Genomic DNA, 13,843 nt, shown 5'->3' on the forward strand with positions numbered 1-13,843 from the left:
CACTCAGCGCAATGGACGCACGCGCTGACAATGTAGCGTAGCCGAGTGCCCCGTCCGGGGCTGGTGGCATCACTCACACCCGCACGGTGCCGCGGCTGCCGCACCTCGCCGGCTCGGCCTCGGCACCGGCGTGCGCGTCGGCCTCGCAGCGGCGTGCGCGCCCGCGTCGCACACGAGGAGAGACATGACAGAGGTCGCTGACCCGGCGCCGCCCACCCGGCGCGCGCCGGACCGCGCCGGCCGCCGCGCGGACGTGCTGTGGTGCCTGCTGCTGGCGGTCCTCGGCATGGGCCTGGCGACGCTGGGGGTGGTGAACGGGCCCGGCCTGTCCGCCCTGGACGAGCACACGCACCTGGACTACGCGTGGAAGGTCGCGCAGGGTGAGCTGCCCCGCGCCGGCTCGGAGCTGTCCGACCTCACCCTGGAGGAGTGGTCCTGCCGCGGGCAGGAGAACATCCCCGACGCGCTGCCGGAGTGCGCGCAGGCGGACGACGCCGACGCCGCCGACTACCCGGCGGAGGGCGAGAACTACAACTACTGGCACCCGCCGGGCTACTACGCGGTGACGGCGGTCCTCGCCGAGCTCGCCACCGCGCTCCCCCTCGGCCTGACCTTCACCACCGCCGCGCGGCTCACCGGTGGGCTGTGGCTCGTGGCGGCGCTGGTGGGGATGTACGCGGTGGTGCGGATGTGGCGGCTGCCGCGCTGGCTGTCCGCGGCGGCCGCGGCGACGATGCTCGGCGTCCCGTCGCTGGCCCATGCCTCCTCCACGGTGACGAACGACGCGCCGGCCGCCCTGATCGGCGTCGGGGCGCTGTGGCTCCTGACCCGTGTCTTCCTCCAGGGCCGCCTCGGGCTCGTCGCCCCCACGGTGGTGGCGCTGCTCGCGGCGTCGACGAAGCTCATGAGCACCGTGGCCGTGCTGACCGTGCTCGGCCTGGTGGCGCTGTCGGCGGTGGGTGCGTGGCGGCGCGGCGACCGGCGCGAGGTGCTGCGCCGCCTCGGGGTGGCGGTGGTGCCGGTCGTGGCGATCGGGGCGAGCGCCGTCGCCTGGTCGCTCTTCCAGGCCGGCCGTGCGGAGCCCGGCTGGAGCAGCCCGATCACCGGTGTGAACACCGTGCCGATCATCGGGGCGCCGTTCGACGAGTGGGCCCCGACGCTGGCCACCGTGTTCGGGCTGGTCGAGGACTACTTCCTCCAGGGCACGCTGACCAGCACGGCCGTCGTCGGCTGGATCGGCATCCTCGGGGTGCTGTTCACGGCCGCGCCGTTCATGGCGCTCGTGGCCTTCGACCGGCTGCGGCCCGAGCGCTGGGTCGGCTGGGCGGCGCTGGTCGGTGCGGCGGCCGTCCCGCTGCTCGTCCAGGGCAACGAGCTGCTCGGCGGCGGCTACTTCCCGCACGTCTCCAGCCGGTACGGCGTCACCCTGGTCCCCCTCACGATCGCCGCGCTCGTGCTGGTCGCCCACGAGAAGGGGTTCCGCGTGGCGGCGGCGGCCGTCGCCGTGGTCGGGTACCTCGCGATGGCGCTCAGCTTCGCGGGGATCTTCTGAGCGGTCCGCGCTCCCGCCGGGCCAGGACCGCCCAGGTGCCGGCCAGGGCGAGCACGGTCGTCAGGGACACCCACGGGAGCACGCCCCAGCCGACCGGCCGGTAGGCGAGCTCGACGACGTGCTCGCCGGCGGGCACCTCGACGCCGCGCATCGCGTGGTCGGCCCGCAGGAGCGGGACCGTCTCGCCGTCCACGGTCGCCTCCCAGTCGTCGTGGAAGCCGTCGGCCACCACCAGGACGCCGGGGGCCTCCGCGTCCACTCGCACCCGCTGGAGGTCCCCGGTGTCCACCTCGACGTCGACCTCTGCCGCGCCGGGTTCGAGCCGCACGCGGGCGTGGTCCTCCGGCGTCAGCAGGACGGTCGAGCCGTCCACCTCTCCCATGAGGTCCGCGCACGAGGCCGCCGACGTGCAGGCCGCGGCATCGTCCGCCCACCGGAAGCGCGGCAGCGCGCCCGGGCGCTCGTAGACCTGCGCCTCGGCGGTCTCGACCAGGTCCAGCCCGTCGTCCTCGGCCGTCATCACCCCGACCCACGCCCCGTCCTGGCCGGTCGCCGGCAGCACGGAGACCGGCTCGCCGCCCTCGGCGCGCACCTCCACCGTGTACGGCCCCGCGTCGGCGAGGTGCTCGCCGGCGACCGGAACGGTGAAGGTTCCCTCGGCGCGGTCCCGCACGCGGCGGGCCCCGCTCGCGAGGACCTCGCCGTCCGCCCCGACGGCCTCGACGACCACGTGCGCGGGGTCGTCGGCCTCGCGGACGTCGCCGACCGGCCTCGCCAGCTCGACGACCGCGCCGCGCAGCGCCGTGCCGGCCGGCACCGCCCGGCTCCCGGGGGCCTGCTGCAGGACGACGTCGCGGGTGCGGTCCTGCCCGCCGTCGCCGTGGAACGAGCCCAGCGGGACCACGTCGGTGTCCGCGACCCCGTACCGCACGCCGAACCGGTCGAGCACCGGGCTGCTGAGCGGCCCCAGGCTGCTCAGCGTGTGGTAGGTGTCCGTGACGAACATGTCCGCGTCGGCCTGGAGCAGCAGGTCGCGCCACTCCGGCGGCACGAAGACGTGCCCGGACAGCGACCTGATGCCCGCCACCTTGTTGGCGCCGGTCCAGTACGCGCCCTGGACGCCGACGATCCGCTCGTGGCCCAGCCGGGCCTGCAGGTACGCGTCGGTGCTCGTGGGCCGGTACAGCTGGTCGGGGTCCGTGCGCGGCCAGAACGCGTGAGTGAAGGCCAGGCCCTCGACGAGCAGGACGAGCGGCAGCAGCGCGACGAGGGTGCGCCGGGCACCGAGACCGGCCAGGGCGGCCGCCCACACCGCAGCGACGAGGAGCCCGCACACCAGGCCGAGCAGCACCGAGCCCCGCACCTGCGCCCAGGCGGCCGCGTCCGGGGCGACGAACCACACGGCCACCGCGGCCAGCACGAGCAGCACCGGCGCGGCGACGACGCCAGCCCACGCCACCCGGCGCGGCGCGCCCCGCTCACGGGCCGTGCGCCGCAGCGCCTCGAACCCGACGGCGGCCAGCATGGCCAGCAGCAGCGACCCGACCCCGCGCATCCGGTACAGGCTCGAGTTGTCCATCAGCGGCAGCAGGTGGAGCACGTAGCTGACCGGCCCGCCCAGGAAGGTCGCGGCGAGCACGACGCCGCTGCCGACGACGAGGAACGCCCGCACACCGCCGAGCCGGGGGCCGTGGCTGCTCACCAGCGCCGCGAGGCACAGCACGAGGGCCCCCGCACCGACGAACGAGACGCCCTCGATCGGGATCATGCTCCCCCAGCGCGCGTCGCCGGACTGGCACGTGCCCAGGGCCTGCGGGTAGGCCATGGTGAGCGCCTCGCGCAGCCCCACCGTGTCGGCCCAGATGTCGTCGCGGTAGCTCAGGTCGGTGCCCCGCAGCTGGTCCAGCCACGGCAGCAGCTGGAAGGCCAGGAGCAGCACCGTCACCGCCCCGGCCCCGACGGCGAGCACCGGCGCGCGGCCCCACCGCCGCCAGCGGCCGGCCCGCCCGCCCGCGACGGCCCCGTCGGCCGGGCGCCGGTTGAGCACGACCAGGCGCACCACCGCGTAGGCCGCGGCGAAGTAGAGGGTGTGCACCGCGATCGCCGGGAACCCGCCCAGGATCATGGCGGCGACGACGAGCGGCAGCGGGAGCGCGGAGCGGACGGTGCGGTCCTGGACGAGCCGCTCCACGGCCCAGAAGACCAGGGGGAAGAAGGCGGCGGTGCGGGTCTGCGGCCAGTTGGTCCACAGCACCATGAACGAGCCGGTGACGTAGAGCAGCCCGCCTACCAGCCCGGCCGGCGTGGACAGCCCGAGCCTTCGGGCCCACAGCACGGTGCCCGCGACGGCGACGCCGATCTCGAAGAGCTTGATCCACGCCGGGAACGCGACGTCGCCGAACGGCAGGGAGGCGATGAAGATCGGTGAGTTCACGCCGCCGGGCGGGGCGGACGCGAGCATCACGCCGGCGGCGGCGGTGTTGTCCCACAGGGCCGGCACGTCCCCGGCCGCGATCCGGTCGCGGTACACCAGCGCGGTCGGCAGCGCACCGTCCACGGTGTCCGAGACGCACGTGTTCGTCACGTGCTCGGCCGTGGAGGACTCCTCCCACGGCCCCTGGTAGTCGATCAGGTTCCCCGCGGCGAAGAGCCTGGCCCCGAGCAGCGACGGACCGAGCATGACCAGCACGAGGAGTACCGGGGCGAGCCAGGCCACGACCTGGCCGAGGGCCGGCCGGCGCCGGCCGACGGCGTGCCTGGCCCGGGCGGGGGGCCGGCTCATCGGGCGGACCGCTCCCCCGCCTTGCGGACCAGCCGTGCCGCCACGCCGCGGGCGCCGTCGGACCGGAAGACCCGGCGGGCGGCCGCGAGCTTGGTGCCGATGCGCCCGTGCCGCAGCGCCGCCGGCAGCTGCCGGGCGCCGGGCGCCGGCACCGCGTAGTCCTCGACGTACGCCTCGGCGCCCGAGAGGGGCTCGTCGTCGAGCACGGGCGACCAGTCCGTGGGGCGGCGCGGCCCGTGGGACCTGACGTGCGCGGCGGCGGCGAGCAGGTTGTCCAGGTAGACCCGGCCCTGGAGGTGCGGCGACCAGCGCAGGAGGGCCTCCCGGCGCGCCTGCGAGCCGACCCGGCGGCGCAGGGCCGCGTCCTCGATCAGCGCGGTGACGGCCGCCGACCACTCCTGGGGCGTCGTGGCGAGGAACCCGGTGCGTCCCTCGTCGACCGCCTCGCGGAAGGGCTGGGTCGAGGAGGCGACCACCGGTGTCTCGACCAGGGCGGCCTCCAGCCACTTGATGGCGGACTTGGCCTCGTTGAACTGGCTGGCCTCCGTCAGCGGGGCGAGGCAGACGTCGACGTCCCGGAGCGTGCCCGGGAGCTCGTACCACGGCACGAAGGGCAGGCGGCGGACCCGGTGCGCGAGCCCGTCGAGCGCCGGGGTGGTGCGCAGGTGGCCACCGAGCCAGAGCTCGACGTCGGGATGCGTGTGCATGATCTCGACGACGGCCGGCTCGACGTAGGCCCAGTCGGCGTCGTGCGTCGTCGTGCCGGAGAAGTAGCCGATCCGCAGCGGCCCGTCCGCGCGGGGCCGCACGAGCGCCCGGTCGCTCGCCCGCGCCAGGAGCGTGCCGACGCCGTTGGCGAAGCGCCGGGCGGGCAGCCCGGTGACCGCGGCCGCGTGGCGGCACAGCTCCTCGGTGCTGCCGATGTACATGTCGGCCATCTCCATGGTGGTGCGGTACCTCGCGATGCCGCGCCACCACAGCGCCACCTCCTCCTCCGAGAGGGCGGCGAGCCCGTGGACCTGGTCCTTGAGGTCAGGGTCGAAGATGAGGTCGTCGACGTCGAAGAGGACCGGCACGGGGCGCGTGCGCGCCCGCACGGCGTCGACGAGGTCGCGGACCTGGACGGTGGCCGGGACCCGGTACAGCACGACGGCGTCGACCTCGCGCACCAGCCGGGGCAGGTCCGGGCTGCGGTAGTGCCGTACGACGGTCTCGACGCCGACGAGGCCCAGCGCCTCCGCGGGCAGGTGCGCCCGGTACCGCAGCGGGGCGCCCTGAATGCCGACGACGAACAGCACCCGCCGCATGAGCTGCTCCTCGGCGCCGCGCACCAGGGAGCCGTCGTCCTCCGGCCGGTCGGCCGCGCGAAGGTCGCCGTAGCGCTCGACGAGGCCGCGCACCTGGTCGTCGAAGGAGCGGATCGGCGAGGCCGAGCCCTGCCCGAGGAGGCCGCGGGCCAGGTCCGGGTCCTCGATGAGGGAGCGCAGCGCCGCCGTGAGGGAGGCGGCGTCGGACGCCGGCACCACCAGGCCGTTCTCGCCGTGGGCGACCGCCTCCTCCGGGCCGAGGGTGTCGGTGCAGACGACGGCCAGCCCGGCGGCGAGCGCCTCGCGGGTGAGGATCGAGTGGGACTCGCGCACGACGGAGGGCAGCACGAGGACGTCGTGCTCGGCCAGCACCCGCGTGAGGTCCTGGGGCGGGAACGCCGGCCTGGGGCGGGCGGCGCGGGGCAGGTCGTCGCGGGCCCTGCCCTCGGCGCCGTACAGGTCGACGGACCAGCCGGGCAGGTCCGGCAGGGCGGCCAGCGCGTCCTGGAGGACGTCGAAGCCCTTCATGGGGTCCGGCCCGCCGGCGTACATGAACCGCAGGAGCGCGCGGCCGTCCGCCGTGCGGGCCGCGGCCACCTGCCGGGCGTCGGCGAGGGTGTCCGCGGGCAGCCCGTTCTCGTCCACCTCCACCTTCTCCGGCGGCACGCCGTTGGCGACGAGCACCCGCGCGGCGCTCGCCGACGGCGCAAGCACGAGGTCTGCGTCCGCAAGGAAGGGGGCGATGCGGGCGTTGCGCTCCTCCAGCCAGGAATGGTCCACCTGGCAGGGGCACTCCCCACAGCTGACGACGACCGAGCACGGACGCAGCTGCGTCGAGGAGAGGAACTGCCGCGCGCAGAACCACCAGAAGTCGTGCATCGTCACCACGACGCGTGCCCCCGACTCCTTGGCCGCACGCACCAGCGAGGCGCCGAGCGTCTGCAGCGAGTGGATGTGGACGACGTCCGGGCGGGCCTCGGCGAGCCACTGCCGGAAGTCGGCCTCGACGTCGGGGTTGAGGGTGTTCCTCGGGTCGTCCCACGCGGTCCAGGGGGTGATCACGACCCACCGCACGGTGACGTCGCCGTCGGCGTCGGTCCATGTCTCGAGCGGCGTCCGTGCCTCGTCGAGGTAGCCGGCGTAGACCAGGCTCTCGTGGCCGGCCGCCGCGACGGCCTGCGCGATCCGCTGCGGGACGAGCGTGCCGCCGCTGACGAAGTTCGGGGGGAAGTGTGCCGAGACCTGGGCGACGCGCATCCCAGCATGCTAGTTGGCCGCCGAGGACCGCCGCGTCCGGTGTCCCCTACGGTATGGCCATGACTCCTGACCCGACGACGGTCTCCGACTTCGACGCCTACTGGCGCGCGCTGGCCACCGAGGACCGCCGTGCGCACGCGGCGGAGTCCGACCGTGCGCTGCTGCTGGAGGTCGAGGGGCTGCGGGCCCGCTGCGCGGACCTGGCGGCGGCCCTGACGCAGGCCCGGGCGGCGATCGACGTCCGCCAAGACCTGCTGACCGCGCAGTCGGCGGCGCTCGAGGAACGTGACCAGGCTCTCGCCGAGGCCCAGGCGGACTACCTGCGCGTCGTCCGGTCGAAGCGGTGGCGCGCGTTCGACCTGCTCGGGCGCGCCGGACGCCGCGGCCGCTCCGCCGTCCCCGGGCTCCGTAGGCCCGCATGACGGTCCTCCTGACGCTCGTCGTGGCCAGGTCCGTGCAGGCGGTGGACGACGACGCCGCCGGGGCCACCGAGGAGTCCTTCCGCGCGCAGGGCGAGGGTCCCTGGGAGCTGCTCACCACCACCGGCGCGGGGCCGGTCTCGGACCGGCTCAATGCCGCCCTGCGCCGCGCGCGGGGCCGGTTCGCGGCGGTCGTCGAGGCCGGCGACCGGCTCGAGCCCGGTGCCCTCGCCGCGGTCCGGGGGGTGCTCGACGACCTGGCCGGGCGCGGCGCGGAGCCGGACGTGCTCTACACCGACGAGCAGTGGCCGGCCGACGGCGCCGCCGGGATCTTCGCCAAGCCCCGCTGGGTGCCGCGCTACCTCGAGGGCTACCCGTACCTGGGACGGATGTGCTTCGTCCGGCCCGAGCTGGTCGAGCGGGCCGGCGGGTTCCGGGAGGACTTCGCCCCGGCCCGGGAGTGGGACCTCGCGCTGCGGGTCACCGAGCTCGACGTGGCGGTCGCCCACGTGCCGGTCCTCGGCGTGGCACGCACCCATGCGCCGGCCGCCGACCCGGTCGCGGCGGAGGCCGGTCGGCGTGCGGTCGCCGCCCGGTACGAGCGCCTCGGCATCCCGGCGGTCGTCGAGCTCACCGGCGACGACGACGGGCAGGCCCCCGGCTTCGTCCGCGTCTGGCGCCAGGTCGAGGACCCTCCGCTGGTCTCGGTGGTCGTCCCCACCGCGGGCGGCAGCCGTGCGGTGCGCGGCACGGAGACGGTGCTGGTGACCAACGCGCTGCGCTCGCTGGCCGCACGGACGACGTACCCCGCCTGGGAGGTGGTGCTCGTGCCGAGCGAGCACACCGCGGCCGAGGTCCTGGCGGAGTGCGCGGAGATCCTCGGAGACCGCCTCCGGCTCGCGCCCGTGGCCGGCCCGTTCAACTTCTCCCGCTCGGTCAACACCGGCGTCGGGGCCGCCCGCGGCGAGCTGGTCCTCCTGCTGAACGACGACACCGAGGTGATCGAGCCCCGGTGGCTCGAGCGCATGGTCGCCGTCGCCTCGGAGGACGGCGTCGGCGTCGTGGGCGCGAAGCTGCTCTTCGACGACGAGCGGATCCAGCACACCGGGATCACCTTCGACCACGACGGCGAGGCGACCCACGTGCACATCTTCGAGGAGGACGGGCCCGGCCACTTCGGCTCCACCGTCGTCGACCTGGACTTCCTCGCGATCACCGGGGCGTGCCTGCTCGTGCCGCGGGCGGTCTTCACCGAGGTCGGCGGCTTCACCGAGTCACTCCCGCTGAACTACAACGACGTCGACTTCTGCCTCAAGGTCGGCGCGACGGGGCGGACGGTGGTGTGCACCCCGTTCGCGCGGCTGCACCACTTCGAGTCCAGCAGCCGGGTGGCGCGGATCGAGGACGACGAGCGGGCGGCGCTGGCGTGGTGGGACCACCGCAAGCACCTGGACCCGTACGTCAACGTCCGCGGCGTCTGATCCCGCCGCCGGCTCCCTCGGCGGGGACGGCTACGGGTGCGGCCACCCGTTGGGCCGGCAGCCGCCCATGCTCAGGGTCTGCTGCTGCATGACCGGGGCGAGCCGACCGGCGCCCGGGCAGCCCACGTGGCCGTGCCCGAGGAAGTGGCCCGTCTCGTGGTTGACCACGTACTGCCGGTAGGCGGCGATGTCGCCGCCGGCGGCGTTGAAGGCGGTGGCCCCGCCGGCCCAGCGTGCGGCGTTGATGATCACCTGCGAGCCCGTGCGGCAGGAGGTGTAGCCGTTGGTCCGCAGCGGGGCGCAGAGCCGGTCGACCGTGGCCGGTGAGGCCAGGACGAGCGTCATCTGCCCGGTGGTGCCGCGGGCGAAGCTAACCGAGCCGTCCGCTCCCCAACCGCGCCGGTCGTTGAGCGTGTCCATGGCGACGTCGGCGAAGGTGGCGCCGTCGACCGGGAGCCCGGCCTCGACCTGGACGCGCACCGTCACCTCGCGCGCGGCGCTCCGCGGCGCCGGGACCGCGCCGGCGACGGTCGTGAGCCGCCCGCTCGCGGCGGTCGGGATCTCGGTGCTGGTCAGCCCGCCGCTCCCCCGGAGCCCCTCGACGGCGAGCGGCACCGGGTCGCGCCGCACACCGAGCGTGTCCACGCCGTCGCCGTCCCAGTCGCCCACCAGCGTGGTGTCGCCCGCCCGGCCGTAGACCACCACCCGGTCCGCCGGCCCCGGCGCGATCACGTCCTTGAGGTGGTACTGCGCACCGCGCCGCACCCCCAGGGTGTCGCGCCCGTCGCCGTCCCAGTCGCCCACCAGCGTGGCGTCGGCCGCCCGGCCGTAGACCACCACCCGGTCCGCGGGCCCCGGCGCGATCACGTCCTTGAGGTGGTACTGCGCGCCGCGCCGCACACCCAGGGTGTCGCGCCCGTCGCCGTCCCAGTCCCCGACCACGACGACGTCCCCGGCCTGGCCGTAGACGACGACGGCGTCCGCCGGGCCGCCGGACAGGGAGTTCTTGACGTGGTACTGCGCGCCCCTGCGCACGGCGAAGGTGTCCCGGCCGTCACCGTCCCAGTCCCCCACGACGACGACGTCGCCCGGGCGGCCGTAGGTCTGGACGTGGTCGGCGGCGCCGCCCGCGTTGGCGTTGCGCAGGTAGAACGTGGCACCGCGGCGCACGGCGAGGGTCTCGGTGCCGTCACCGTCCCAGTCGCCGACGTAGATCTGGTCCGTGCGGCGGCCGTACACGAACGAGGTGGACGCCTCGGTGGAGAAGGTGTCGGACAGCAGGTACGCCGTCCCGGTGCCGCCCACCTCGCCGCCGCGGGCGGCGGCCGGGCCGGCGAGCGTCAGGACGGTGACGAGCGCGGCCGCGAGAGCCGTCAGCGCCCACCGCAGCGAGGCGCTGCGACGGCGTGGCAGGTCAGGGGAGGCGGAGGGCACCGCGACATCCTACGGACCTCGGGCGACCGGAACGGCCGGGCGCAGATACGGGTCAGCCGCGGCGGCGCCGCCGGGCCAGCCGCCACCGCACCTTGTCGACGACCGGCCGGGGACCGGAGGTCCGCACGAGGCGCCAGGCGGCCGTGACGTCGAGCCGGACCCGCGTCGCCAGCGGCAGCCCGGCGAACTCCGTGCCGATCCGGCGCGCGTCGGCCGCCCGGCTGGGCCGGCGGCAGAACTCCAGGAGCGGGGCCAGGGCCACCGGCCAGGTGTATCGCTCGGCCACCCGGGCCACGTTCGCCCGGACGCGGTCCCGCTCCGCCTCGTCGGTGAGCAGCCGGGTCAGGGCCTGCGCCATCGCGTCGACGTCCTCGGTGGGGACGGCGGCGCCGAGGTCCTCCGCGGCGACCAGGTCGCCGAACGTGTCGCCGGCGCTGGTCACGATCGGCAGGTCGGCCCAGAGGTAGTCCAGGATCCGCGTGCGGAAGCTGAACGCGGTCTCGATGTGGTCGAAGTGGGCGCTCACCCCGACGTCGGCGTCCAGCAGGTAGTCCGCCCGCCGGGCGTAGGGCACCCAGTCCTCGTTGAAGAAGACGTGCGTGCCGGTCAGGCCGAGCTCGTCGGAGAGCTCACGGGTCCGGGTCGCCATCGCCATCTCGGGGACGTCCGGGTTGGGGTGCTTCATGCCGAGGAAGTACAGCCGGACCTCGGGGACGTCCTGGCGCACCCGGTCCACGGCACGCACCACCGTGACGGGGTCGAACCAGTTGTAGACGCCGCCGCCCCACAGCACGACCTTGTCCTGCTCGCCGATGCCGGGCACCACGCCCTTGATGGCCGGGGCGGTCCGGGCCGGCGGGGTCGGCGAGGTCCCGAAGGGCACCACGGTGAGCAGGTTGCGCAGCGAGGGGTCGGCGTCGTAGGTCTCGGGGTTGACCCGGCCGGCGGCGGCCAGCTGCCCCAGCCACAGGTCACGCTGCTTCTCCGAGGCGCACAGGAACAGGTCGCCGCGGGCGGACTGCGCGCCGAGCTCGCGCAGCGCGTTGGCGAGGGCGGCGTGGCGCTCGTCGGTCGGCTTGTACTTCTCCACCTCGAGCGACTCGAGATGGAACGGGTCGTACAGGTCGAGCACGATGACCGGCTCGGCCGTCTGCAGCCACGGGAACGTCTGCAGCACGAAGCCCTGAATGATGACGACGTCGGCGCCGTCGACCTCCTCGCGGAAGTCGGCCACCGTGATGTGCCGGGTGGTGAAGCCCTGGCCCGGGCGGTCGCAGGAGCCGAACGTCACCAGGCGCACCTGGTGCTCGACGGCGAGCGCCGAGGCGATCTCCCAGGCCCGGATCGCCGGGCCCGCCATCCGCTCGGCCAGCGTGTCGAGCGTGACGACGAGGATCCGCGCCATCAGGCGTCCTGCCCGTGGCCGGCGGGCGCCTGCCAGCCGGACTCGGTGTGGATGTAGCCGCCCCACCAGCGCTGGTCGCCGCTGTCGACGCTGAACCGGGCGCTGTCGCGCACCTGGTCGTACACGTGCTGGGTGGTCGAGTCGGTGAGCGAGGTGATGACGACGTACCCGCCAGGGGCGAAGGCCACCGCGGGTGCGTGGCAGTCGACGTAGCCGGAGCCGCGCACGGTGCCGAGGCGCGGCCCGTCGTCGAAGGTGTTCGACGCCCACAGGTAGGTGCCGTCGGTGCTCTCGATCCCCACGCCGATGACCGGGTCGGTGACCGGCTCCTCGGCGCGGTAGTGGACGCGGATGGTCACGTCGTCGCCGGTGCGGATCGTCCCGTCGCCGCCCGGGCCCAGGACCTCGACGTCACCGACCACCATCTCGCCGGTGCCCCAGTGCGAGCGTCCGCTCTCGTCCACCCGGGTGCTGTCACGGGTGGAGTCGAGGTAGCGCTCGAGCACGCCGTTGGCCGGCCCGACCTCCTGCAGGACGCCGTGCTGGAGCCAGGCGGCCTGGTCCGCCATCGCCCGCAGCTGCGGCATCGAGTGCGAGACCAGCACCACCGTGCGGCCCTCGCGGCGGAACTGGGCGAACTTCTCCGCGCACTTCTCCTGGAACGCGGAGTCGCCGACGGCGAGCACCTCGTCGACCAGCAGGATCTCCGGGTCCACGTTGATCGCCACGGAGAAGCCCAGGCGCACGTACATGCCGGAGGAGTAGTTCTTCACCGGCTGGTCGATGAACTCCTCGACACCGGAGAAGTCGACGATCTCGTCGAACTTGCGGTCGATCTCGGGGCGGCTCATGCCGAGGATCGAGCCGTTGAGGTAGACGTTCTCGCGCCCGGAGAGCTCGGGGTGGAAGCCGGAGCCCACCTCGAGCAGCGCCGCCAGCTTGCCGTGCGCGGTGATCGTGCCCGAGTTCGGGTAGAGGATCTGCGCCATGCACTTGAGCAGCGTCGACTTGCCCGAGCCGTTGTCCCCGACCAGGGCGAAGGTGGAGGCCTCCGGGATCTCGAACGAGACGTCCTTGAGCGCCCAGAAGTCCTCGTACACCGACCGGCGACGGCGCATGATCGCGCTCTTCAGGGTCTGGTTGCGCTCGTGGTAGACGCGGAACTTCTTGGAGACGTCCGCCACCTCGACGGCCACGTTGCTCACAGTGCCTCAGCCAGCCCCTTCTCGTGACGCTTGAAGATCCAGTAGCCGAGGAAGAAGGCCGCCAGGCTCCAGGCCGCGCAGGTCAGCGACGTGGCCAGGTCGGGCCACCGGTTGTCGTACAGCAGGTTGCGGAACGCCTCGGCGAACTCCCCGATGGGGTTGAGCAGGTACAGGTCGAGCACGGTGACGGAGCCGAACAGCGGCCCGATGTCCTCGGAGACGCCGGCGACCATCGAGACCGGGTACAGGATCGGGGTGAGGTAGAACCACACCTGGAAGAAGATGCCCACGAAGTGCTGCGTGTCGCGGAAGTAGACGTTGGCCACCGAGAGCATCAGCGCGACGCCGGTGGCGAGCAGGGACATCAGCGCCATGAAGACGAGCACCAGCGGCACCCAGGGCAGCGCGTTCGCGCCGACGATCACCAGCGCGACGAGCAGGACCACCATCTCGATGGACCAGCTGAACATCCAGGAGAAGGAGTTCGCGACGAGCAGGGCGATCCGGGGGAAGTGCACCTTCTTGATGAGGTTCTCGTTCCCCACCAGGGCGCCCATGCCGCCGTTGACGACGTTGGTGAAGAAGCTCCACGGGAGCAGCGCGCACAGCAGCCACAGGGCGAAGATGTCGAGCCCGCTCGGGTCACCCGGCTCCGGCTGGACGCGGATGATGAAGGCGAAGACGACCGTGTAGATGGCCATCGCGGCGAGCGGGTTCGCCAGGGACCACAGCTGACCGAGCGCGGTCCGCTTGTACTTGCCCTTGATCTCACGGCGTGTGAGGTTGAGCAGGAGCTCGCGCGAGCCCCTCAGGTCCTGCACGATCGACAAGATCTGGGCCTTCCTCGTTCCTCTGGCGTCCGGGACAGTCGTGCCCACCGCTCGGGACAGGTTACGGCACCCTGGTGCGGGTCTCCCTGCCGCGAGAGCGCCCACGCCTGTGGAACGGCGCACACGGCCGGGGCCGTGGCGCACCGCGAGCCGCGCGGCACCGGCGGACCG

9 protein-coding genes are annotated in these 13,843 nt (G+C 74.1%); 3 read left to right on the forward strand and 6 right to left on the reverse strand.

Annotated elements, in window-relative coordinates:
* Positions 1–184: 184 nt before the first annotated feature.
* Positions 185–1,552: a hypothetical protein gene (locus GD748_RS17065; protein ID WP_152196421.1), complete on the forward strand. Its 1,368-nt coding sequence runs from the start codon at positions 185–187 to the stop codon at positions 1,550–1,552.
* On the opposite strand, the gene GD748_RS17070 is transcribed toward GD748_RS17065, so the two are convergent.
* Positions 1,530–4,334 (reverse strand): glycosyltransferase family protein, encoded by a 2,805-nt coding sequence (locus GD748_RS17070; RefSeq protein WP_152196422.1) that lies wholly within the window; start codon positions 4,332–4,334, stop codon positions 1,530–1,532. The two genes, GD748_RS17065 and GD748_RS17070, sit on opposite strands and share 23 nt — an antisense overlap.
* Entirely contained in the window at positions 4,331–6,898 is a 2,568-nt protein-coding gene (locus GD748_RS17075; RefSeq protein ID WP_152196423.1) for a glycosyltransferase, read from the reverse strand. The genes GD748_RS17070 and GD748_RS17075 overlap by 4 nt, the downstream gene beginning before the upstream one ends.
* A 59-nt stretch (positions 6,899–6,957) precedes the next feature.
* Between GD748_RS17075 and GD748_RS17080 the strand changes: the two genes are divergently transcribed.
* The gene (locus tag GD748_RS17080) at positions 6,958–7,320 is read left to right on the forward strand and encodes a hypothetical protein (RefSeq protein ID WP_152196424.1); all 363 of its coding nucleotides are present in this window, start codon (positions 6,958–6,960) and stop codon (positions 7,318–7,320) included.
* Positions 7,317–8,798, forward strand: coding sequence for a glycosyltransferase family 2 protein (locus tag GD748_RS17085; RefSeq protein WP_152196425.1), 1,482 nt, complete (start codon positions 7,317–7,319; stop codon positions 8,796–8,798). Before GD748_RS17080 ends, GD748_RS17085 begins: the two co-directional genes overlap by 4 nt.
* Positions 8,799–8,828: 30 nt before the next feature.
* On the opposite strand, the gene GD748_RS20060 is transcribed toward GD748_RS17085, so the two are convergent.
* From GD748_RS20060 to GD748_RS17105, 4 genes are read right to left on the reverse strand one after another with little or no spacing between them, the layout of a single operon-like run.
* A complete protein-coding gene (locus GD748_RS20060) occupies positions 8,829–10,232 on the reverse strand; it encodes a DUF3152 domain-containing protein (RefSeq protein WP_226921528.1) in 1,404 nt (467 codons plus the stop codon).
* A 52-nt stretch (positions 10,233–10,284) separates the two neighbouring features.
* Positions 10,285–11,637: a glycosyltransferase family 4 protein gene (locus GD748_RS17095; RefSeq protein ID WP_152196426.1), complete on the reverse strand. Its 1,353-nt coding sequence runs from the start codon at positions 11,635–11,637 to the stop codon at positions 10,285–10,287.
* Positions 11,637–12,842 carry an ABC transporter ATP-binding protein gene (locus GD748_RS17100; protein ID WP_152196427.1) on the reverse strand — a complete coding sequence of 402 codons (1,206 nt, stop codon included), beginning with the start codon at positions 12,840–12,842 and terminating at the stop codon, positions 11,637–11,639. The genes GD748_RS17095 and GD748_RS17100 overlap by 1 nt, the downstream gene beginning before the upstream one ends.
* Positions 12,839–13,720 carry an ABC transporter permease gene (locus GD748_RS17105; RefSeq protein ID WP_226921530.1) on the reverse strand — a complete coding sequence of 294 codons (882 nt, stop codon included), beginning with the start codon at positions 13,718–13,720 and terminating at the stop codon, positions 12,839–12,841. Before GD748_RS17105 ends, GD748_RS17100 begins: the two co-directional genes overlap by 4 nt.
* Positions 13,721–13,843: the final 123 nt, after the last annotated feature.

This window comes from Georgenia subflava (assembly GCF_009193155.1).
Taxonomy (GTDB): domain Bacteria; phylum Actinomycetota; class Actinomycetes; order Actinomycetales; family Actinomycetaceae; genus Georgenia; species Georgenia subflava.

Bases quoted from the DNA above. Each gene is read 5' to 3' on its own strand.
- GD748_RS17065 (WP_152196421.1), top strand. From the start codon at position 185: ATGACAGAGGTCGCTGACCCGGCGCCGCCCACCCGGCGCGCGCCGGAC.
- GD748_RS17070 (WP_152196422.1), bottom strand. From the start codon at position 4,334: ATGAGCCGGCCCCCCGCCCGGGCCAGGCACGCCGTCGGCCGGCGCCGG.
- GD748_RS17075 (WP_152196423.1), bottom strand. From the start codon at position 6,898: ATGCGCGTCGCCCAGGTCTCGGCACACTTCCCCCCGAACTTCGTCAGC.
- GD748_RS17080 (WP_152196424.1), top strand. From the start codon at position 6,958: ATGACTCCTGACCCGACGACGGTCTCCGACTTCGACGCCTACTGGCGC.
- GD748_RS17085 (WP_152196425.1), top strand. From the start codon at position 7,317: ATGACGGTCCTCCTGACGCTCGTCGTGGCCAGGTCCGTGCAGGCGGTG.
- GD748_RS17095 (WP_152196426.1), bottom strand. From the start codon at position 11,637: ATGGCGCGGATCCTCGTCGTCACGCTCGACACGCTGGCCGAGCGGATG.